Below are 21350 nucleotides of genomic sequence, written 5' to 3'. Positions count from 1 at the left end.
TGCCCCCGGCTCACAGCATCTGGCCGGCCTGCCCGAGACAGGCGCGCGCCTCCTTGGTCAGTTCGGCGACCAGATCAGCCGCGCCCCGGACCTCGTCGATCAGTGCCGCCCCCTGCCCCGCCAGCATCGGCAGTTGTTCAAGGTCACCGGTCGCGCCTGTCATCGGAACCAGGCTGGTAAAGGGGAATAGCGGCGTTTCCTGTCCCAGCATCTCCATTCGTCCTAATGGCGGCTGGTCAGAGGTGTCCGCCGGGATGTCCGCGATGCGGTCCTCCCAGGCGTCAGAAACGGGGTTGGCGATGACCCGCATCGGGTTGAACCGTGGGTCGTTACGGCCGAAGACATGAGTCAATGTGGTGCCGCCCGGCCCGGTTGCCAGGATGCGCTGCTTGTATTCATCGGCGGCGGCAGCTTCGGCCGACGCGACGAAGCGGGTGCCCATCCACACCCCGTCTGCCCCCAGCATCAGTGCTGCCGCGATGCCGCGCCCATCCACGATCCCCCCCGAAGCGAGCACAAGCGCCCTGTCCCCAACCGCGTCGCGAACAGCTGGCACAGAAACGATCGTTCCAGCGTCGCCGAAATTGTGACCTCCTGCCTCGGCCCCTTGGGCGATGATGACGTCCACACCCTGATCCGCCGCCCGCGCCGCGGCCTCTGCACTGCCGACCTGTTCCCACACATCGATACCTGCGTCATGCAGGCGATCGATCCAGTTCTGGCCGGGATCGCCCCAGTGAAAGGACACGGCCCGCGGCTTAATTTCGCACATCAGGTCGATATGGGCGTCGGTGCAGTAGATCGTGATGAAGTTGACGTGGAACGGCTTGTCGGTCCCGGCCTGGGTCCCCGCGACCAGCATCCGTACCGCTTCGGGCGGCAGGATCCCCACGCCGGCAATCGCCCCCATGGCCCCGGCATTGGAGACGGCGATCCCAAGGTCGGGCGTCATCCCGGCAAAGGCCATCCCAGCCTGGGCGATCGGCGTGTCCAGCCCGTATTTTTCCGTGAACTTCGTCTTGATCGCAGTCATCGTCTTCCCTTTCCCTGTCTGGTTTTCGGGAAAGCCTAGCGAAGCGCGGTCGGCTCGCGACTGCGAAATGCCCGTGGGCCATGCGTGAGAGTGCACTCTGTAAGCGTTCCGGATCGCGACCTGCCCGAACCCTTGCCCCGATGACGAGGGACGGACAGTATTTCGGTATGGATCAGACACCGACACAGGCGACCGACACCACGTGGCGCAGTTCCGGCCCCATCCCGGATTTCGGGCAATGGGCGGATCACGTCGCGCAGTCCTATACGGCGCTGACCGTGCGCCAGTCGCGCAGCCGGGATGATCTGCCGCGTTTTGCCGGATCGATTGCGGAACGGCATCTGGCACAAGCCACCACGCTATCGCAGATTACCGCGATGCCGCAGGATGTGCGCCGCCGGCGCGGCGACATCCGGTCGTGCCCGAGCGAGTCGATCTTCGTGAACATTCAGATCGCCGGCAGCTGCAAGGTCAGCCAAGCCGGGATGGACACGTTGCAAAGGCCCGGATCGGTGATGCTGCTGGATGCGCGGCGCCCGTTCTCGATGCAGTTCGATGCCCCCTTCCGCCAACTTTGCCTCCATCTGCCGCTGGAGGGTTTGTCGAGCAAGAGACAGGACATCACCAATTCCGCCGGACGTATCCTGCGACGCGACGATCCCGGCGCCGGAACTTTGGTCCGGATGGCCACCGCGTCCGGGCCGATAGAGCTGACCGCTCTGATCGCGTTGTTGGAAGAGATTTACGGCGCCACGCCCGATCACCGCCTGTCCGACGATCACCTTGCGCTGATCCTGTCCCATATGAAGCGCCACCTGGCTGATCCAGACTTTGGCGTCGAAAGCACGGCCCGTCAGTTCGGCATATCACGCCGCTATATTCACAGGTTGTTTGCCCGGACCGGTACCACGTTCGGCAAGCATCTTCTGGCAACGCGACTGGCCGCGGCCCATGACCGGATCCTTGCCGGAGAAGGCTGCCCGGTATCGCAATTGGCGCATGATTGCGGGTTCAGGTCAGCCAGCCATTTCAGCAATGCATACAAGACGGCCTATGGAACGGCGCCGAGCCTTGCCGTTGGACAAAACCATTAAATCGGCCGCCCGACCGCTCCGCCTCATCCCTCAGGCTGTCTGGTCGCAGCCCAACTGGACAGCGCCTGATCACTGACCTGCCGGATTGCATTATCGGGGATCTCGTCACCGGGCGGATTACGCAACGGTTCGTCATGGAACAGGTAGACGCGGGACAGGAAAGCCTCGAACTCCAGCGACCCCTCTCCGTACCGTTCGCCATGCCCCGAAGTCGAGACGATGACACCGTTGCCCCAGTCCTGACCGCTGTCATTGTTCGGATTGTAGAAATAGACCCGCATCCGCCCCGACTGGTCCTCGGCAACCCTGAGGATGGCGATCGCATGCCAGCCGATGAAATTCTCATGCGCGTCAGTCACGGCAATCCCGGCCGGTTGAGGATGTCCCAGTGGGCGTCCTCCGTTATACGCGGGATGATAGGCGGCAAAGAACCGACGCAGGAAGTCGTCATAGGACGATAACTTCCCGGTCGCCACGTCCACGGCCACCGCACAATCCCGCGACACCCACCAGCCATGGAATTGCGGGTTGATCCAGGTATGAGGATCCCCCGGGCGCCCGGCGCAAAGCCGACCCATTTCGGCATATATCCGGTCAAGGTGCACGACCAGCAGGACCGACACCGGGTCGGCATCGATAGGCCCCGCGCCCGCCAGACCGACGGGAAGGTCAGCCGAATTGATCGGCGCGCCCTCGAACTGCATCTGGAGAGTGTCGAACTCTGCAACCTGCGTGATCAGGTGCAACAGGTAGTCCGGGTCGTTGAGCGCCCAGAGCGCGATGGCCCGGGCCGACTGGCAGGTCGGGTTGGCGCCCTGCCCGACGCCGAGCGGTTGTCCAAGAACGCGCAGAACCCCGGCAAGCAGATGCGTCTCGGGTGGGACAGCCTCGCCGAAGCCAAGCGCGATGCGGTCCCGCGCCGCCCCGCCAATCCGCAACGAGATCTGCCGTTCCAGAGCAGGAACCATGGGCGCATGATGCAGGACGCCACGATCCAGGAGCATGGCAAGGCCATAAGCCGCCTGCGGCGTCGCCGGGGTCACGGCGTTGCGTACCAGCTTTTCGATCAGGCCACGGTAATGACGCCAGCAATCCAGGCCCGTGCCGCCGAGACCGAGCGCCTCGGGGATCAGGGGCCGGTCCGCATAGTCGAGCGCCCAGGTCAGAAACGCCGCGTGGTAGTCGGACACCAACCCGGTGTCGTGCATAGCCCGGGCAAAGCCCATGGCCTCGCGCGACAGCCCGCTTTCATCCGCTACCGCCAGTCGTTCCAGATAGATGTCCAACCCCGGATCGTCGCGCGATGCGGTCGTCGGCCCGAACAAAGCGCTCACGAGCCGTTCGGCGCCAAGCCGCGTGCTGCCTGGCGCGGTGCCCTTTTCGTTCAGGGCGATGGCGATTTGCGCGATCATGTCCTTGACCATGCCCACCTGGACCGACCTCTGTTCAAGCAGGCGCCATATTTCGGAGACAAGAACGCTCAGTACATCGTCCAATCCGACATGATCGGCGATATGGTTCAGGACGCGTTTCTTCAGATCGTACCGCGCACCCAGGGCACGGGCGGCCTCGTCCGGCACACCGAAAAGGTCCTTCAGGTTCAGGGCCAGTACCTGGGTCAGGAAGTGCCTCGCCCCGTCCTGGTGCAGGTTGTCGTGCCGCGCATCGCCATCTGCGACGGCCAGAAAGCGGGCCAGGCTGCATACCTCCAACGCCCGGAAAGCCGGATCCTCCGAGGTCAGCGTACCGCCGACCAGTTGGGGCAGCAGGGCTTCGGGCCGGTCCCAGTCGGAGCCGGAGAAAAGCCCAGCGGCGTCCACCCGGGTGGCCCTCTGCCGGACCACACCCAGCCCACCTGGCTGCGCGATGATACGGCCAACGACGTCCAGCACCGGCCCCTGGTATCGCCCCTTGGCGAATGGCCGAGCCCGTTCAAGCCGCTCTATCGCCACATCAAGCGTCACTGACAGCCGCGCCAGGACGGCTTCTGCTTCTTGTCCGTCGCTTTGGTCGTCCGGGGCGGACATGTCCTTCACATTCATCAGACGTAGTAATCCAACTCTTCCTGCTCTTTCAGAAGGTCCCGCAACTTGTGCGGATTGTCACCGAAGAAATAGGCCAGCCCCCAATGGGTGCCGAACGCCGACCGCTTGGCCACCTTCTGTTCCCGTGGGTCCGAAAGCTCGTGGAACTCGAAATAGGGGTGGTTGGCCGTTTGCTCGGGCACCTCCAGCCGGCTGACGACCCGGCGGCGAGGATAAACGCCGAAACAGCCCGCATGGCCTTTCGCGTCCTCGATCTCCTTCGGGAAGAACGCATCGAGTTCCTCCTGCGTGGTCTTCGGGTCGAAGGCCAGAACCAACCCTTGGTAGCCATTGAAGCCGTAGGCCCGTTCGATCAGTTCCAGCGCGTTGAAGCCCGGCGGACGATAGGCGACCTCGCCGAAGTAGAGCTTGTTGTCGCTGGTCAGGAAATATTCCGGGTGAATGAAGCCGAACTCGATGTCGAAAACCTCGATCAGCTTCTCGATCTCCTCGGTGATCCGCTCGCGATGTGCTTCAAGCTCCGGCGTGGCTGGAACGAAAACCGAATAGCCAAGCGTCACGTATTCCGAGATATTCAGGAACTCGATCTTGCCGTTCTTGATCCAAGCCTCGACCGCGAATTCCCAGCCGTCCAGATGACTTTCCAGCAGGGCCGGAAACTCTTCGTCCGGGATGTTGTCGACGTCCTCTGGGGTACGGATCACGCGGTGGCCGGCGGTGCCGGACTTGTCGAAGGCCTTGAAGTGGATCGGGTCGTTCGGGTCGCCGTCCAACTTGAGCAGCGTCTGATTCACGCGCTTGAGAAAGCGAATGACGTCGCCGCGGTCATGCGCTTCCTCGAAAACACCAACGCGAATGCCGCCTAGTTGTGCGCGGCGTTTCATCAGTGACTTGTCACGGAACAGCATGGCCTGGCCGAGAAGACGCGGGTTCTTCAGCAAGACCGCATTCACTGCGCCGGCCCATTCCACAGTTTCCTCGAAGATCGGGATCGCCACGTCCACGCCCATGTCGTCGAGTTGGTGTGCCAACTCGTGCGAGCGCTCGTTCAGACGGTCGAAATCCCACGGGACAAAGGGAATGTCATTCTGCTTGCAATAATCCTCGGCCCATGGTGGCGCGACGACCACGTAGCGCCGGTCAAAACGGTCCACGGCATCGATTGCATTAAGGCTCCAGCCGAGCAGGGCTACAAACCCCTTGTCCGGGTTCTTGTCGGTCATGTCTTATCCTTCTTGTCGGACGGACCCATGGGCGCGCGGCGGCGCCCTTGGCGCTCGCCGCCACGCAAAATCCTAAGAAGGGGAAATGCGATCCCGGCGAGGTGGGTCTACGTCGGTTTCGCCTGAACACACTAGCCCAAGAGCGATGCCTTTCAACCGCACAGGCCGGGACGGGCATCGCGCCACGACCCGAAAATCAAGTCAAACGCGCTGTCAAAGGAGGGTCTTGACGGGTCCGTTGGTGCTGATCGCTTTCGTGCCGTCAGGAGCTTCGGAAATGTCGAGCCACTCCTTTTCATCGTCTATCTCGATGAAGAACCGCCACTCGTCCTGTTCGATCATGGCAATCGCCTCTTCCGCGGACAGGCGCCATTCCGTCTTGCCAAAGAAAGATTTGCGAACACCGCCGATTGCGACGATCTCTGATCCGTTCTCAGCTGTCTTTGCCCATGTCACTTGAGCCGATGCGGCCATTTGGGTCACCACCTTTCATTGGTTAACATAACCCAAGACCGATTGATGTGAATTAAGGATTTTGTTGCTCCCTGATTCCAAAGCAAAAGTTTTCGCATGTGCAGCATGAAAAGGCTTATCGCGGGTCAAATCCTCGAAAAATCTGGCAACGCGGGCACATGGTCTGGTCAATGTGCTGGGGCGGCCCCAGCCCAGCACGGGCTCCGTTCGCCCTGACGGCGACACTTCACAAGGATGCTGTTTCCAGGACAGGAGCAATCACCGGGCGTCAGTATATTTTGTCGTTGATTCCACTCGAAAATATCTCCCTCTCGAAAGGATAGGAGACATCTGCCCAACTTTGCGCCTAATTACTGCATAGGCGTACTTGCATACAGGTATCAGGCAACCGCATCCCATCCCTGGTTGCTGCGCATGGGACGATAAATTGGATTACAGGAAAGAACTCGACCGACTCTACGAGATCGAGTACGGCGACGTGCCTGAGCTGGCGTTTCGACTGGCCGCGACAGGCATCGGCGCCTACGTGCACTATAATTACACCGAATCGAGCCTTGCGCTGTTCTGGTATTCGGGGTTCGCCCTGACGCATGCGGTCTATTTCACGGTCCTCCGGAGGCGGCCGGACGTCTGCACGATCTACGACGCGATCAAATGCGGCATGCTGTTTCTCGTCATGTTGCTTGCCTTCATCTGGTTTCCCGCCTCGCTGATCGCTTCGGATGACATAGCGCTGCGCATATCGGGGACCGCCGGCACGGGCGCCTTGCTCATCTTCCTGATCTACCGGGCGGACACGCTGAAATGGATGGTATGGGGGGAAATCCTGGTCGTGGCCGGCGCGGTCAGCGCTGTCATTCTTGCCAGGATACCGGATGTCTCTGTCTTTGGCGCAAAGATCGTGATGGCCTTTTCGGGGATCGCGCTTATCGCATATTTCGCCAAGACCATCCTCGACCACCGCCGACGCCGGATCGAGGCCGAAGCCGCGTCGATCCGGTCTGTTCAGGCACAGAAAATGGAGGCCGTGGGCCAGCTGGCCGGTGGCGTGGCGCATGATTTCAACAACATCCTGACCGCGATCACCGGTAATCTCGAACTGTACGAAGAGGTCGAGGACAAGAACGAACGCGACCAGTTCGTGCGCGAGGCCCACCTCGCCGCGGTTCGCGCTGCCGGCCTCGTCAGCCTGCTCCTGGCCTATTCCCGAAAATCCACGTTGACGGTTTCCGAATACGTCGTCGGTGACATCTTCGATCAGGTCCGCATACTCGCACGGCGATTGCTGCCAAGTTCGATCCAGATGAACCTGCATCCGGCGCCCGAAGGGATGCGCATCAAGGTCGATCAGAACCAGCTGATCACGGCGATGATCAACCTCATCGTCAATGCCCGCGACGCGATGAACGGAACTGGTCTTCTGGAAATTCACGCCGAGGCCTGCGAGGTGCAAGAGCCGATACCGATGCTCAGCGGCGCGATGTTGCGCCCCGGGCATTACGTTTGCCTGATCATCGAGGATGACGGGCCGGGCATCCCGAAAGACATTCTGACCCGGGTGACTGAACCCTTCTTCACCACAAAGGGCATTGGCGAAGGCTCGGGCCTGGGTCTGTCGATGGTCGAGGGGTTCACACAGCCATCCGGCGGCGGCATGATGATCGGCACCTCATCCTCCGGGACCCGGGTGCAGCTCTATATTCCCTGCCCCGAATGTGCCGGCCGGTCTTCAAACGCCGTCGATCAGGATGTCGAGCGCCCGCTTCGGAGCGTCACGATGCTCCACCAGTGACCCAACCCGGTCGAGCAATTCGGCGCCCGGGTCAGTGGCCAGGTCCTGAACTCGGACGAACCAATGGCTGCCATCGGCCTCGCCCGGGGGGTCATACCGGGAAAAGCAACGTAGCGATCGACCGCCCGCAGCCGGGCCATGACACGCGACGTGTTGGTACCGATCAGGTCCATTTGCGGGTCGACTATCAGCTGTCCACTGTCCAGACGACAGAAGTTATACTGCGCCATGCCGCCCGAACTTAGAAGCTGCAGTATTGGCTCAAGGCCAAGCCCTCAGCCTCGACCTCGTCAGCATTGTCTAACCGCTATGCTGGACTTGGCACTACAGGCTTCGGCTTGTGACCAGGCAACGGTCCTTAACAGGCCGCGCCTGCTCTCAGACAACGGGTCAAACTACATCTCGGGCGAACCGCCCGAAATCATGAACACTCCCACTTAAGGCATTCGCTTGGCGCAGGCAAATCAGGACGGCGCTTCTGGGAACAGAGTTCGGATTCTCCGAGAGGATCGATCTTGATCGTCAGGAAGAGCCAATCATCGGGCTTTCGCCGTTTCAGCTGTGCAACGGTCCCACTTCACCTCGACCACCGGTTCGGCGGCGTAGTCTTTTCTTTACGAAAGAAATGACAAACCCTCAGCGCCGCTTACTCACGATTCCTGTGATGGAGTCTGCACTGGCATCTTTTCAGACGAGTGCCGGTCCCAACAATGGGATTTGGTAACTCAGCTTCAGAGTGCAGCCAAACTTTTCCCACCAACGGGCGGCACGGTGGCTATTACCGTTTCAAATCCTGCTTGAGACGGCTTCGAGTGCCGATCAGCAAAGCGCCCGCACCCCATCAGGGTGCGGGCAATCGCATCATTTCAGGCCTTCGGCCTTGGCCCATTCCAGCGTCCGGTCCAGGGCGCGGCCCAGTTTCTCGAGCAGTTCGTCAACCTGGGCTTCTGTGATGATCAGCGGCGGGCAGATGCCGATGGTTTCATAGATGTTGCGGACGATCAGGCCTTCTTCGGCGGCCATCTTGGCCGCGACCGCGGCGATCTTGCCGCCCGGCTCAAAGCTTTTCTTCGTTGCCTTGTCCGCGACCAGCTCGACCCCGGCGATCAGGCCGACACCGCGCACTTCGCCCACCAGCTCGTGGTCGGAGAACTGGCGCAGGCCGGATTGCAGACGATCCGCGAGGCGCGCGGCATTGCCCATCAGATCCTGCTCTTCGATGATCGCGAGGTTTTCCAGGCCCACGGCGCAGGCGACGGGGTTGCCGCCGGCGGTGAAGCCATGGCCCAGCGTACCCAGCTGTTCGGTGTAATCGGCGATGATCTGGTAGACCGCATCGCTCATCATGATGGCCGCCAGCGGCATGTAGGACGAGGTCAGCTGTTTCGACGTCACCATGATGTCGGGCGTGAAACCGTAGGTCTGGCAGCCGAAAGGCTGGCCCGTGCGGCCGAACCCGTTGATGACCTCGTCGGAGATCAGCAGGATGTCGTACTTGCGGCACAGGGCTTCGATCCCCGGCCAATAGCCTTCGGGCGGGGTCATCACGCCACCGGCGCCCATGACCGGCTCGCCGATGAAGGCGGCGATGGTTTCGGGACCTTCGGACAGGATCGTCTCTTCGGCTTCCTTGAGCAGGCGGGCGGTGAAATCGGCCTCGGATTCGCCCTCTTCGGCCCAGCGGTAGTGATGCGGGCAGGTCAGGTGGACGACGGGGATGGCGGGCAGGTCAAAGCCCTTCTGGTTCCCCGGCAGGCCGGTCAGCGAACCGGACGCCACGGTGATGCCGTGATAGCCCTTGTTGCGGGCCAGGAATTTCTTTTTCTCCGGGCGGCCCAGCATGTTGTTCATGAACCAGACAAACTTGACGACCGTGTCGTTCGCCTCGGACCCGGAGTTGGTGTAGAAGACCTTGGTCAGGTGCTCCGGCGTCATCTCGACCAGCTTTTCGGCCAGCAGGATGCCCGGCGCATGCGCCTTGTGGGCAAAGTTCTGGATGTAGGGCAGTTCCGACATCTGCTTGGCGGCGGCCTCGACCAGGCGGGGCTGGGAAAAGCCGACGGCAACGGACCACAGGCCGGCCAGACCTTCGAGGTATTTCTTGCCTTCGCTGTCATAGACATAGCAGCCATCACCCTTGGTGATGATCATGGGGCCCTGCTCCTCATGCGCGCGGGCATTGGTGTAGGGGTGCACCTGGTAGGCAATGTCGGTTTCGTGCAGCGAATTGGATCGCGTGTTCATCTCGTGACTCCCGAATGTAAGGGCGGCGGCGAAGCGCCTATTTCAAAGCTCAATATCCCGTCCGGTATACCCGGCAAGGTAGGCCACCAGAGAGGTCGTCAGGTCGGGCGACAGATAGCCGCCCTCCTGGACCAGAACGGTGGGCAGGCCGGCTGCGGCGATCATCTCGCCCGCGCGCCGGAACCCGTCGAACGTGACCTGCAGTCCCTTCAGGGGATCGTTTTCATGTGCATCCAGCCCCAGGCTGACGACAAGCGCATCAGGCTTGAACTCTTGCACGCGGTCAAGGCCCGAAGCGACGGCCTTGCACCAGCCATCGTCGCCGGTGCTTTGCGGCAGGGGGATGTTCAGATTGTAGCCCTCGCCCGCACCGCGCCCGGTTTCATGGGCATAGCCGACGAAGAACGGGTAATAGGTCTCGGGCGTGGCGTGGATCGATACGAAAAGCACGTCGTCCCGTTCATAGAACAGGTCCTGAGTGCCGTTGCCGTGATGCACGTCGATATCCAGCACGGCGATCCGCGAATGGGTTTCCTTGAGCGTTTCGACGGCGACAGCCGCGCAGTTGATCATGCAATGACCTGCCACCACATCGGCAGAGCTGTGATGCCCCGGCGGACGGCACAGCGCGTAGGCCACGTCATCGCCCTGCTGCACGGCCTTTGCGGCATCGTGGGCGGCGGCGGCGGCGCCCAGCGTTGCGTCCCAGCTGTTCTTCGCGAGCGGGGCAGAGGTGTCGCCCATATGCCAGCCGGCCTTGCCGATGATGTGTTTCGGGTAGGTCTTTTCCGAATTCAGCGCGTGCACGTTCGGCACGACCTCGGGCCCGGCCTCGGGCAGTTTCTGCCATTCGGCCCAGCCGGTTTCGAGGAAGGTCAGAAGTTCGGTCGTGTGGACCTTTTCCAGAACCTCGCGCGGGATCGGCCCGGGTTCGGTCACCGGCATGTCCAGGCGATCCAGCCCGGCCAGCAACAGCCTTGCACGTTCGGCCTGTTCGGCATTGCGGGCGATGCGCCCGAGGGACAGGCGAAAGACCGGATCGTGGGCTTCGGTCCCCTTCGCGTAATAGCACTTCATGTCCCGGCTGCCTCCTGCTGCTTCAAGATATGTTCCGTCACCATGTCCTTGGCGACGCGGATATGATAATCGATCGCCGCTTCGGCCGCATCGGCATCACCGGCGGCGATCGCGTCTAGGATCGGCTCGTGTGTTTCGGCCATGCGGTGCGGATCGTCGTACAGGCGGCCGATCACCAGCAAGCCCAGCTTCGTCTCGTTCGAGATCTGGTCGAAGACCTGAAGGAACCGCTGGTTGCCGGAACCTTCGCAGATCAGCCGGTGAAACTGCATGTCCGCCGAGACATGAGACATCATGTCGGCCCCTTCATCCGCCAGCCTGTGCAATTCCGCCAGCTGGGCCCGCAGGGAAGACAGTGCGTCGGGATTGAACTCGGTCAGGCGGCGGACCGCGGCGGTTTCGATGATGATGCGCAGCTCGTAGAGGTCGGAGATCGAACTGGCCGAGATCACCCGGACGAAAAAGCCGCGATTTGTGCGGTATTCGACCAGTCCGGAGCTTTCCAGGAGCCTCAGCGCCTCGCGAACGGGGGCGCGGGACAGGTCCATCTGGCGGGCGATCTGAGATTCGGCCAGCCGGTCACCGGGGGCGATCGCACCCGACAGGATGGCCGAAACGAGGGAATGAGCGACGCGGTCCACCAGCCCGTCCCGGCTGAGCGGCAGGAACGGATAACCTTCAGACAAGGCGGGGGTCTCCCGGTTCATGCGGCGTCCAAAACTCCATCATCTTGCAGATCTGATTATCTGTAGATTTGTCGTTTGTCGACAATCTTCTTGACTCGAGCGCCCTCAGACAATCTCTTTCAGGGCAACCGACGCCCAAATGACGATCCGAAAGGCAGAGCCACACATGACGTCGCATACAGCGCCCAAACCCGAAGAGGCCATGTCGCTCGGCGGCCACGAGGCCACCGGGCCGCGCAGCGCCCAGAGCGAAGCCGAAATCCGTCGCGACCTTGCCGCCGCCTATCGCGTGATCGCGATGAAGGGGATGGACGATGGCATCTACACCCATATCTCCGCCCGCCTGCCCGACGGCCCTTCCGGCCAGAAGCGGTTCCTGCTGAACCCGTTCGGGATGTCATTTGACGAGGTCACCGCCGGCAACCTGGTCACGGTGGACGAAAGCGGTGCGATCCTCGACGATCCGCATGGCTATGGCGTGAACGCCGCCGGCTTCACCATCCATTCCGCCGTCCACATGGCCCGCCATGATGCGGCCTGCGTGCTGCACACCCATACCGTGGCAGGCGTGGCGGTGAGTTCGGTGAAAGAGGGGCTGCTGTCGCTCAACCAGTGGTCCGCGCAATTCCATGGCGCCATCGCCTATCATGATTACGAGGGCATCGCGCTGGACCTGGAAGAGCGTGAACGCATCATCGCCGACCTTGGCGCGCTGAACGTGCTGATGCTGCGCAATCATGGCACGCTGGTCTGCGGCCGGTCGGTCGCGGAGGCAGTCAAGCTGGCGCTGAACCTGGAACGGTCGTGCAAGGCGCAGGTCGCGGCGCTGTCGATGGGGCTGACACCCGATCCGCTGCCCGACGACATCGCCGCTCATACGGCCGGGCAATATGCCCGCGCCTATGACAAGACCGAGGCCTCGGACAGCGACCCGGAATGGGACGCCATCCTGCGCCAGGTCGACCGGGCCTCGCCCGGATACAAAAACTGAGATCAACCCGAGACCCGGCCAACGGGTCCGTCTTCAACCCCAACCAACAGGGAAGATAACAATGAAACTTCTGAAGCTTACGACATTCCTCGTCGCCGCCTCCATGGCGACCGGCGCGGTTGCACAGCAGGACGGCGGTCGCCTTGACCTGATCGTGCAGCCCGAACCGCCGGGGCTGATGCTCGGCCTGGTGCAGAACGGCCCGACCCAAATGGTCGCCGGCCAGATCTACGAAAGCCTGCTGCGCTACAACGGCGATCTTGAGCCGCAACCCTCGCTGGCCAAGGAATGGAGCATCTCGGAAGACGGGATGACCTATACCTTCAAGCTGCAGGAAGGCGTCACCTGGCATGACGGCGAGCCCTTCTCGGCCGAGGACGTGATCTTCACCACCAAGTTCCTGCAGGACAACCACGCCCGTTTCCGTGGCGCGTTCAGCCACGTGGAAAGCGTCGAGGCACCGGATGACAGCACCATCGTCATCACCATGAAGGAACCCTATGGCCCCTTCATCAACGCCTTCGAAGCGGGCTCCATGCCGATCGTGCCCAAGCATATCTACGAAGGCACCGACTATGCCACGAACGAGATGAACGCCACGCCGATCGGCACCGGCCCATACAAGTTCGTGGAATGGGAAAAGGGGTCCTACATCCACCTGACCAAAAACGAGGATTACTACCTCGACGGTCTGCCGCATATCGATGACCTGTATTATCGCGTGGTGCCCGATGCGGCCTCCCGTGCCGTGGCCTTCGAAACCGGCGAAGTCGACGTGCTGCCCGGCGGTTCGGTCGAGAACTGGGATGTCGCCCGCCTGACCGAGATGGACAATGTCTGCTCCACCTCCGATGGCTGGGAATTCTTCGCACCGCACGCATGGATGTGGCTGAACAACCGCGAAGGTCCGACCTCGAACAAGCTGTTCCGCCAGGCGGTCATGTACGCGATGGACCGTGAATTCGTGAAGGACGTCGTCTGGAACGGCTATGGTACGGTTCCGACCGGCCCGGTTTCGTCCAAGACGAACTTCTACACCGACGACGTGCCGCAGTATCCGCACGACCCGGAAAAGGCCAAGGAACTGCTGGACGAGATGGGCTATGACGGCGAAGCGGTTCGCCTGCTGCCCCTGCCCTATGGCGAGACCTGGCAACGTTGGGCCGAGGCCATCAAGCAGAACCTCGAAGAGGTCGGCATCACCGTCGACATCGACAGCGCCGACGTCGCAGGCTGGAACGAGAAGACGGCCAACTGGGACTACGACATGGCCTTCACCTATCTCTACCAGTACGGCGATCCCGCGCTTGGTGTGGCCCGGAACTACGTCGAGAGCCAGATCAAGAAGGGCAGCCCCTGGAACAACGTCGAGGGCTACGTGAACCCGGAACTCGACGAGCTGTGGGAAGCCGCGGCGATCGAGCCTGACAATGAAAAGCGTCAGGAGATGTACACGGAGATCCAACAGCAGATCGTCGAAGACGTCCCGGTGGCCTGGCTGCTCGAGATCGAATTCCCGACGATCTACCGCTGCAACGTCAAGAACCTGATCACTACCGGTATCGGGCTGAATGACGGGCTGCGCGACGCCTGGATCGAAGACTGAGAAAAGGCTGCGGGAGGGGCGATCCTGCCTCTCCCGCCCACCAACAGGGAATAGACCATGGCCATTGCCGGAGCGATCCTGTCGCGTCTGATAAAGGCGGCGATCACCCTTCTTGCCATCGCAATCCTCAACTTCTTCCTCGTCCATGCCGCGCCGGGTGACCCCGCAACGGTCCTGGCCGGTGAAGCCGGGGCCGCGGATGAACAGATGATTGCCGATCTCCGCGCCCGGTTCGGGCTGGATCAGCCCTTGTACGTCCAGCTTGCCCGCTACGTGGGCAATATCGTGACGCTGGACCTGGGATATTCCTTCCGGCAGGGCCAGCCCGTGCTGGACCTGATCCTGGATCGATTGCCCGCCACGCTGATCCTGACGCTCAGCGCCTTCTGGATTTCACTGCTGGCCGGTGTGGCCCTTGGCGTCGCAGCCTCGGCCCGCGTCGGCAAGTTCACCGACACCTTGATCACCGGGACCGCGCTTCTGTTCTACGCCACGCCGCTCTACTGGGCCGCGCTGATGGCCGTGCTTGTCTTCTCCGTCCAGCTGGGCTGGCTGCCCGGTTTCGGCTACGAGACGGTGGGCAGCGGCTATTCCGGCTTCGAACGGGCGCTGGACATCCTGAAACACCTGATCCTGCCGGCGCTGACGCTTGGGCTGTTCTTCATGGCGGTCTACATGCGCATGACCCGTGCCTCCATGCTAGAGGTCGCGCAGCAGGATTTCGTCAAGACCGCCCGCGCCAAGGGCCTGATGCCCTCGCTGATCCGTCGCCGCCACATCCTGCGCAACGCGCTGCTGCCCGTGGTGACCCTGGCAGGCCTTCAGGCCGGCCAACTGGTCGGCGGCGCCGTCCTGACCGAAACCGTCTTTGCCTGGCCCGGCATCGGACGCCTGATGTTCGAAAGCCTGGCCGCCCGCGACTACAACACGATCCTCGGGGTCTTCCTCGTCTCTGCCGCCATGGTGATCGTGTTCAACATCCTCACCGACCTGGTCTATCGCCTGATCGACCCGCGTATCGGACACAAGGCATGAGGAGCCGGACATGACCCTCTGGAAACGCTTCATCACCAATCGCGGCGCCCTGCTGGGGCTGGCGATCCTGATCGCGGTGATCCTCGTCGCCCTGCTGGCCCCGGTCCTGTATCCGCGCGGTCCCTGGGCAATGGTTCAACGCCCGTTCCTGGTCCCCTTCACCACCGACGGCCTGCCGCTTGGCACGGACACGCTGGGCCGTGACGTGCTGGCTGGGCTAGTCTACGGCGCCCGGGTGTCGTTGCTGGTCGGGCTCGTCTCGACCGTGATGGCCCTGCTGATCGGTGTGCCACTGGGCGCGCTGGCCGGGTTCTACGGCAAGTGGGTCGACGAAGGCGCCATGCGCTTCACCGAGTTCTTCCAGACCATCCCGAACTTCGCGCTCGCCATTGTCCTCGTCGCCATCCTGGAGCCGACGCTGACATCGATTACCATCGCCATCGCGATTGTGTCCTGGCCACCGGTCGCCCGACTGGTGCGGGCCGAGGTCATGTCGGTCACCAAGCGCGAATATGTCGACGCTGCCCGTCTGGCCGGTCTGTCGAACATGCACATCCTGATCCGCCAGGTCCTGCCCAACACGGTCTCGCCGATCATCGTCATGGCCTCGCTCATGGTGGCGACGGCGATCCTGCTGGAAAGCTCGCTGTCCTTCCTCGGGCTGGGCGATCCCAACATCATGTCCTGGGGGTTCCAGATCGGCGCGGCACGAACCGTGATCCGGTCGGCCTGGTGGCTGTCCTTCTTCCCCGGCGTGGCGATCGTCCTGACCGTTCTGGCGCTGAACCTGATCGGCGAAGGGTTGAATGACGCCCTGAACCCCCATCTCGCACGGAAGGGCCGGTCATGAGCGTCATTTCCATCTCCGACCTGTCGATCGCCCTGCCCCGCGGGGCGGACCGGGAATTTGCCGTGCAGGACTGCTCCTATGACATCGCGGCAGGTGAAATCCTCTGCGTCGTGGGCGAATCCGGCTCTGGCAAGTCGATGACGGCCAATGCCGTGATGGGCCTGCTTCCCGAAGGCGTGAGCGTCGCCAAGGGCAAGGCCGAGTTCGGCGGCAAGGACATCCTGACCGTGTCCGAGGCGGAACAACGCGCGCTGCGCGGCGACCGTATCGCGATGATCTTCCAGGAACCGATGACGGCGCTGAACCCGCTGATGCGGATCGGTGACCAAATCGCCGAGGTGTTCGAGGCCCATAATCGCCACCGCCCCGCCGAACGGCGCGAAAAGGCGCTGGCGCTCATCCGCGAAGTGCAACTGCCCGACCCGGAAAAGATCATCCGTGCCTATCCGTTCCAACTGTCGGGCGGGCAGCGTCAGCGGGCGATGATCGCCATGGCCCTGGCGCTGGAGCCCGAACTGCTGATCGCCGACGAACCGACCACCGCGCTGGACGTGACGACGCAGGCGCAGATCCTGAAACTGATCCTCGACCTGCGCGAAAAGCGCGGCATGGCGGTGATGTTCATCACCCACGACTTCGGCGTCGTGGCCGAGATCGCCGACCGCGTGATCGTCATGCGCTACGGCGAGATCGTGGAACGTGGCAACGCCACGGAGGTTCTGGAGAACCCGCAGCACGACTACACCAAGCGGCTGCTGGCGGCGATCCCGTCGGGCCTTGTCGGGCAATCCACCGAGGTCGCGAAAGCCCCGGCGCTGGAGATCCGCAACCTCGAAAAGACCTACAAGACCGGCGGCGGCCTGTTCCGCGAACGCCGCGACGTCCGCGCCATCGACAACGTGTCGCTGACCATCTCGCGCGGTGAGGTGCTGGGCCTTGTCGGTGAATCCGGGTCGGGCAAATCCACGCTGGGCCGCGCCGTCGTGCGGCTGGTCGCCCCCGATGCGGGCGAGGTGATCGTCGGCGGCACCGATCTGGCCGCACTGTCCGACAGTGAACTGCGTGCAGCGCGGCACAAGGTGCAGATGGTCTTCCAGGACCCCTATGCGTCGCTCAACCCCCGCCACCGCGTGATGCGGGCGTTGACTGACGGGCCGATCGCCAAGGGCGTGCCCAAGGACAAGGCCCGCGCCCGGGCCCGCGAATTGATGGAAACGGTGGGTCTGGGTGCCGATGCCGTCGACCGGTTCCCGCATGAATTCTCGGGCGGGCAGCGTCAGCGGATCGGCATCGCCCGTGCTCTGGCCATGGACCCGGAACTGATCATCGCGGACGAGGCCGTATCCGCGCTCGACGTATCGATCCAGGCGCAGGTGCTGGACCTGCTGCGTGACCTCAGGACCCGGTTCGATCTCTCGATCCTGTTCATCACCCATGACCTGCGCGTCGCGGCCCAGCTGTGCGACCGGATCGCGGTGATGCAGAAGGGCAAGCTGGTCGAGATCGGTCCGGTGTCCGAGGTCTTCCTGAACCCGCAGCACAGCTATACCCAGGCCCTGCTGGCGGCCGTGCCAGGTGGCGGTTGGGGGCAGGCCGCGGAATGAATGGCCCCATCGGCGTCGCCACCTGTTCGGTGCTCGACATGATGCATTTCTTTGCCGGCCCTTTCGCGGAATATGCGCCCGACATCACACTGCTGACCCCGGACCAGGTCACGGACCCGGCCGCCGTCGATTTCGTGGTGACGTTCAAGCCGGCGGATGACGCATTCCTCCCCTACCCCAACCTGCGGGCGGTGTTTTCCGTCGGCGCCGGGATCGACGCGATCATGGAATGCCCCTCGCTGCCCGACATTCCGGTCTTCCGGGTCGAGGACCCGGACCAGGCGCTGCAAATGGCCGGCTTCGCGGCGTTCCACGTCATCTGGCATCATCGGCGCATGGGCGATTTCCTGGCGGCGCAGGCCCGCGCGGAATGGGACCGCCGCGTTGGTGATCAAAGCCCGACCCTGCGCCGCGTCACCGTTCTTGGCTTCGGCATGATGGGACGCGCCATTGCCAAGGCGCTGATCGCGCTTGGTTATCCCATTACGGTGGTGTCGCGCTCGATGCCTGCCGAACCGCTGACCGGCGCGGACCACCAGGTCGTTGACACGCTCGTCACCGTGCTGGGCCGCACCGACATTCTGGTCAATGTACTGCCCCTGACCCCGCAGACCGAAGGGCTTCTGAACGCCGAAACCTTCTCCAAGCTGCCCCACGGTGCCGCGCTGATCCAGATCGGGCGGGGCCGGCAACTGATCGAGGACGACCTGATCGCCGCGCTGGATAGCGGTCGGCTTTCAGGTGCTTCGCTCGACGTGTTCGAGGAAGAGCCGCTTCCGCCAAGCAGCCCGCTCTGGTCCCATCCCGCTCTCTTCCTGACACCTCATGTCGCCAGCACACCGACGCACCGGGCGGTGGTTGAGAACGTGACACGCGGACTGGCATCGCTACAGAGCAACCGCGCACGTTAGTCCGGCACTCTGACGTCATTATCAGGTCAGAAAACCTCGATATCCCCGGCAGTCACGATCGCGTTCTGCTCGAAGGTCGCGACCAGGACTTGGGTTGCTGCGCCGGTGCCGTCGCTGTCGTACCACATCCTTCCCGAGGACTGATCGAAAATAATCCGGTCAGACGTGTCGCCAGCCGTCGTGCCTGTCACGAAATCTGCAGTCGAGAGCGCTCCGGCCGTCATGCCACCAAACACGCTGCCTTTCAGCAATAATCTGTCGCCCTCATTCACCGTGTTGACGTTGAAATCGATGATCCGGTCGACATTCGACGCGCCGAGCGCGCGGTCGAAGACGAAAGTATCCGCACCCGCCTGCCCCTTCAGCGTATCGCGCCCCTCGCGACCAATCAGGAAGTTGGCAAACGGCGTCCCGACGATCGTATTGTCGAGCCCGTTGCCGATCCCATTGAAAATCGCGGGGGCGCCGTCCTTCGTGTAGACGGTCTGCATGAAGAGCTTTTCGACATGCGCCTCCATTGCGTAACTGCGGAACGCCAGTACCTCGTCGATGCCGCCCCCCGCGCTCTCAACAGCCATGTCTCCCGGAGATCGGATCAGGTACCGGTCGTCTCCCATCCCGCCGATCAGAGTGTCGTTGTTCTTGCCGCCATCCAGAACGTTGTCGGAGGCATTGCCGGTGATCCTGTTCTGCAACCCGTTGCCCGCGCCCAGCCGAGCCGTTCCGGTCAGGTCGAGGTCCTCTATGTGTTTGCGCCCCATGCGGAAATCGACTGAGGAAATAACCGTGTCGTGCCCTGCCCAGTTGCGGCTTTCGGCAACCCGGTCACCCGGGTCGTCCACGATGATCCGATCCGACCCCGGCCCGCCCATCAGCAGATCGCCACCCGCGCCCCCGTCCAGCGTGTCGTCACCGAAACCGCCGGAAAGCGTGTCGATACCCCCCAATCCATGCAATTCATCCGAACCAATCTCACCGGAAAGCACATTGGCGCTACCGTCACCAGAAAGGACGTCATCGAAATTCGACCCGCTAAGGTTCTCGATGGATACATAGACGTCGCCTGCGGCCGCACCTGTGTTACTGGCCGGCACCGAAAGCGAAGCAACGACACCGGCGCCTGCAGGTTGATAACCTGCCGTATCCGTGTCCGCGCCACCGTCTAGAGTATCCCCTGCGCCCCCGCTCAGGAGCAGGTCATTGCCGCCTTGTCCCTCCATCTGCGCGCCGCCGAACGAACTCAAGGTGGAGATCGTGTCATTTCCTTCCAAACCGAAGACAATATCCCCGGCCGCGACCACGATTTGATCGGCGAATTCCGTTCCATAGCGCGGCAGCGCGATCTGTTGTGCAAACACCTCGCTGAGGTCAGTCCATATTACGATATTTCCATCGATACCCGGAATTGAGGCGTTGCCAACCCGCGACGTACTCACAATGGTTTCCTGGCCGAGCTTCTCTCCCGACTCGTTGAATTGCTGTACTGCGATTCCTCCCGGCGTATACCAAGCAACGAGGAAACCTTTGGCACCGAAATATGCGGCGCGCGCATTTACTTGGCTGCCGATAACCGTTGTATTTATCTGGAATTCGTCAGTCGCAGGCTGTCCGTCTTCGGAATAGATCCGGCCGAATACACCAGTACCGTCACCGTCTAGCTGCTGCCAGGTGACCAGAAAGCGGCCTAGCCCAAGTGCGATGACCTGCGGATCGGTTTGCGCGCTCGCTATGGTCTGATTGACTCGGAATTCGATCCCGTCCCTTTCACCGGCGACGTCGAACTTCTGACCATATATTCCCCAACTATCTCCATCCTGGTTGAAAGATTGCCATGTAACGACAACCTTCCCGTCAGCCAACGTCGCAACTGAAGGGTTCATTTGGTCCAGATTGACTTCGGTGTTGATCTGGAATTCGTTACCATCCGGAGACAGTGCCGCAGAATATCGCTGTCCGAAGACCCCGAAACCGCTGCCATCTTGCACATTGGACTCCCAGACAATCAGGGAAGTTGCGGACGAGGCTGTGCTAGTATCGGCTGATAAGGCGGCGATCTGAGGATCACGTTGCGGCGCAAAAGTTTCTGTATTCACCTGAAATTCAGCGCCGACTTTGCCTCCCGACGCGTCGAACCGCTGGGCGTAAATGCCCCATTCGTTGCCGTCCTGTTGGAAACTCTCCCAAGTAACCATGAAACCATTCTCAGTCGGCGGTTCCAGAGGACCCGAGAAGGCGCCAGGCGCGAGCGCCAGACTAGGCGCCTCCTGCCCCTGTGCTGTAAAGCTATTCACTTGGAATTCACCGCCCAGAAGGTTCCCCTCCTGATCGAATTGCTGACCAAAAATACCAAAGCCAGACCCATCCTGGTTCGCGGAGCGCCATACCGCCACGTATTCTCCAGCACCCAGTGACAGGATGTCGACATCGGACTTGGACGAAAAGAATGTACTGACTTTGAAATTAGGACCAATGCTGGCGACCATGCCGTTCCCCCAAGGCTGGCATTAATGGCAAAATTATTGCGCTCTACATGCCGCGAGTCAATTACGTTGGGTAAATCTCAACTTCAGAGTTCCGCCTGACCTGCAAGATGCTCTGATACCGCGGACGTTTTTGCTGGCCCATCGTCACGACTGCGTGAGCTTTAGAGTCCTAGCTTGCGGTGTCTGGCGAGGCGGGCCAAGT

General features: G+C 62.1%; 16 protein-coding genes. 8 read left to right on the top strand and 8 right to left on the bottom strand.

All coding sequences use genetic code 11. The annotated features are described in order from the left end of the window. Positions 1-10: 10 nt before the first annotated feature. Positions 11-1033 (bottom strand): NAD(P)H-dependent flavin oxidoreductase, encoded by a 1023-nt coding sequence (locus tag ATO9_RS21300; RefSeq protein WP_043754270.1) that lies wholly within the window; start codon positions 1031-1033, stop codon positions 11-13. Between the two features lie 167 nt (positions 1034-1200). Between ATO9_RS21300 and ATO9_RS21295 the strand changes: the two genes are divergently transcribed. Beyond that, positions 1201-2127: a helix-turn-helix domain-containing protein gene (locus ATO9_RS21295; protein WP_043754266.1), complete on the top strand. Its 927-nt coding sequence runs from the start codon at positions 1201-1203 to the stop codon at positions 2125-2127. A gap of 23 nt (positions 2128-2150) precedes the next feature. Here ATO9_RS21295 and ATO9_RS21290 read toward each other — a convergent pair whose 3' ends face one another. The 3 genes from ATO9_RS21290 to ATO9_RS21280 form a co-directional block, all read right to left on the bottom strand. Beyond that, on the bottom strand, positions 2151-4154 hold the full coding sequence (locus ATO9_RS21290; RefSeq protein WP_238318838.1) for a hypothetical protein: 2004 nt from the start codon (positions 4152-4154) through the stop codon (positions 2151-2153). Between the two features lie 14 nt (positions 4155-4168). Further along, the gene (locus ATO9_RS21285) at positions 4169-5395 is read right to left on the bottom strand and encodes an ATP-grasp domain-containing protein (RefSeq protein WP_043754261.1); all 1227 of its coding nucleotides are present in this window, start codon (positions 5393-5395) and stop codon (positions 4169-4171) included. Positions 5396-5608: 213 nt separating this feature from the next. Then, positions 5609-5869 carry a DUF3892 domain-containing protein gene (locus tag ATO9_RS21280; RefSeq protein WP_043754258.1) on the bottom strand — a complete coding sequence of 87 codons (261 nt, stop codon included), beginning with the start codon at positions 5867-5869 and terminating at the stop codon, positions 5609-5611. A 427-nt stretch (positions 5870-6296) separates the two neighbouring features. On the opposite strand from ATO9_RS21280, the gene ATO9_RS23690 reads away from it, so the two are divergent. Further along, a complete protein-coding gene (locus ATO9_RS23690; RefSeq protein ID WP_052418512.1) occupies positions 6297-7661 on the top strand; it encodes an ATP-binding protein in 1365 nt (454 codons plus the stop codon). 861 nt (positions 7662-8522) lie between these two features. On the opposite strand, the gene ATO9_RS21270 is transcribed toward ATO9_RS23690, so the two are convergent. The 3 genes from ATO9_RS21270 to ATO9_RS21260 are packed head-to-tail and all read right to left on the bottom strand — an operon-like array spanning position 8523 to position 11668. Continuing rightward, a complete protein-coding gene (locus ATO9_RS21270; protein ID WP_043754256.1) occupies positions 8523-9905 on the bottom strand; it encodes an aspartate aminotransferase family protein in 1383 nt (460 codons plus the stop codon). Positions 9906-9947: 42 nt separating this feature from the next. Continuing rightward, positions 9948-10982 (bottom strand): histone deacetylase family protein, encoded by a 1035-nt coding sequence (locus ATO9_RS21265; RefSeq protein ID WP_043754254.1) that lies wholly within the window; start codon positions 10980-10982, stop codon positions 9948-9950. Continuing rightward, positions 10979-11668: a GntR family transcriptional regulator gene (locus ATO9_RS21260; RefSeq protein ID WP_238318837.1), complete on the bottom strand. Its 690-nt coding sequence runs from the start codon at positions 11666-11668 to the stop codon at positions 10979-10981. The genes ATO9_RS21265 and ATO9_RS21260 overlap by 4 nt, the downstream gene beginning before the upstream one ends. Positions 11669-11870: 202 nt before the next feature. On the opposite strand from ATO9_RS21260, the gene ATO9_RS21255 reads away from it, so the two are divergent. The 6 genes from ATO9_RS21255 (at position 11871) to ATO9_RS21230 (ending at position 18665) form a co-directional block, all read left to right on the top strand. Continuing rightward, positions 11871-12659, top strand: a complete 789-nt coding sequence (locus ATO9_RS21255) for a class II aldolase/adducin family protein (protein WP_043754294.1) — start codon at positions 11871-11873, stop codon at positions 12657-12659. 61 nt (positions 12660-12720) lie between these two features. Then, on the top strand, positions 12721-14265 hold the full coding sequence (locus ATO9_RS21250; protein WP_043754247.1) for an ABC transporter substrate-binding protein: 1545 nt from the start codon (positions 12721-12723) through the stop codon (positions 14263-14265). A 57-nt stretch (positions 14266-14322) separates the two neighbouring features. Further along, positions 14323-15300 (top strand): ABC transporter permease, encoded by a 978-nt coding sequence (locus tag ATO9_RS21245; protein ID WP_043754244.1) that lies wholly within the window; start codon positions 14323-14325, stop codon positions 15298-15300. A 10-nt stretch (positions 15301-15310) separates the two neighbouring features. Next, positions 15311-16150, top strand: coding sequence for an ABC transporter permease (locus tag ATO9_RS21240; protein ID WP_043754241.1), 840 nt, complete (start codon positions 15311-15313; stop codon positions 16148-16150). Next, positions 16147-17754, top strand: coding sequence for an ABC transporter ATP-binding protein (locus ATO9_RS21235; protein ID WP_043754238.1), 1608 nt, complete (start codon positions 16147-16149; stop codon positions 17752-17754). Before ATO9_RS21240 ends, ATO9_RS21235 begins: the two co-directional genes overlap by 4 nt. Then, positions 17751-18665 (top strand): 2-hydroxyacid dehydrogenase, encoded by a 915-nt coding sequence (locus tag ATO9_RS21230; protein WP_043754236.1) that lies wholly within the window; start codon positions 17751-17753, stop codon positions 18663-18665. Before ATO9_RS21235 ends, ATO9_RS21230 begins: the two co-directional genes overlap by 4 nt. 26 nt (positions 18666-18691) lie before the next feature. Here the strand turns inward: ATO9_RS21230 and ATO9_RS23685 are convergent, their stop codons facing one another. After that, on the bottom strand, positions 18692-21148 hold the full coding sequence (locus ATO9_RS23685) for a calcium-binding protein (RefSeq protein WP_052418511.1): 2457 nt from the start codon (positions 21146-21148) through the stop codon (positions 18692-18694). Between the last annotated feature and the right edge of the window lie 202 nt (positions 21149-21350).

Source organism: Pseudooceanicola atlanticus (assembly GCF_000768315.1).
Classification (GTDB): domain Bacteria; phylum Pseudomonadota; class Alphaproteobacteria; order Rhodobacterales; family Rhodobacteraceae; genus Pseudooceanicola; species Pseudooceanicola atlanticus.
This window is presented reverse-complemented; position numbering and strand designations above follow the sequence as displayed.

Excerpts from the sequence above, each read along its gene's own strand:
- ATO9_RS21300 (WP_043754270.1), bottom strand. The coding sequence starts at position 1,033 with ATGACTGCGATCAAGACGAAGTTCACGGAAAAATACGGGCTGGACACG.
- ATO9_RS21295 (WP_043754266.1), top strand. The coding sequence starts at position 1,201 with ATGGATCAGACACCGACACAGGCGACCGACACCACGTGGCGCAGTTCC.
- ATO9_RS21290 (WP_238318838.1), bottom strand. The coding sequence starts at position 4,154 with ATGTCCGCCCCGGACGACCAAAGCGACGGACAAGAAGCAGAAGCCGTC.
- ATO9_RS21285 (WP_043754261.1), bottom strand. The coding sequence starts at position 5,395 with ATGACCGACAAGAACCCGGACAAGGGGTTTGTAGCCCTGCTCGGCTGG.
- ATO9_RS21280 (WP_043754258.1), bottom strand. The coding sequence starts at position 5,869 with ATGGCCGCATCGGCTCAAGTGACATGGGCAAAGACAGCTGAGAACGGA.
- ATO9_RS21270 (WP_043754256.1), bottom strand. The coding sequence starts at position 9,905 with ATGAACACGCGATCCAATTCGCTGCACGAAACCGACATTGCCTACCAG.
- ATO9_RS21265 (WP_043754254.1), bottom strand. The coding sequence starts at position 10,982 with ATGAAGTGCTATTACGCGAAGGGGACCGAAGCCCACGATCCGGTCTTT.
- ATO9_RS21255 (WP_043754294.1), top strand. The coding sequence starts at position 11,871 with ATGTCGCTCGGCGGCCACGAGGCCACCGGGCCGCGCAGCGCCCAGAGC.
- ATO9_RS21250 (WP_043754247.1), top strand. The coding sequence starts at position 12,721 with ATGAAACTTCTGAAGCTTACGACATTCCTCGTCGCCGCCTCCATGGCG.
- ATO9_RS21245 (WP_043754244.1), top strand. The coding sequence starts at position 14,323 with ATGGCCATTGCCGGAGCGATCCTGTCGCGTCTGATAAAGGCGGCGATC.
- ATO9_RS21240 (WP_043754241.1), top strand. The coding sequence starts at position 15,311 with ATGACCCTCTGGAAACGCTTCATCACCAATCGCGGCGCCCTGCTGGGG.
- ATO9_RS21235 (WP_043754238.1), top strand. The coding sequence starts at position 16,147 with ATGAGCGTCATTTCCATCTCCGACCTGTCGATCGCCCTGCCCCGCGGG.
- ATO9_RS21230 (WP_043754236.1), top strand. The coding sequence starts at position 17,751 with ATGAATGGCCCCATCGGCGTCGCCACCTGTTCGGTGCTCGACATGATG.
- ATO9_RS23685 (WP_052418511.1), bottom strand. The coding sequence starts at position 21,148 with ATGGTCGCCAGCATTGGTCCTAATTTCAAAGTCAGTACATTCTTTTCG.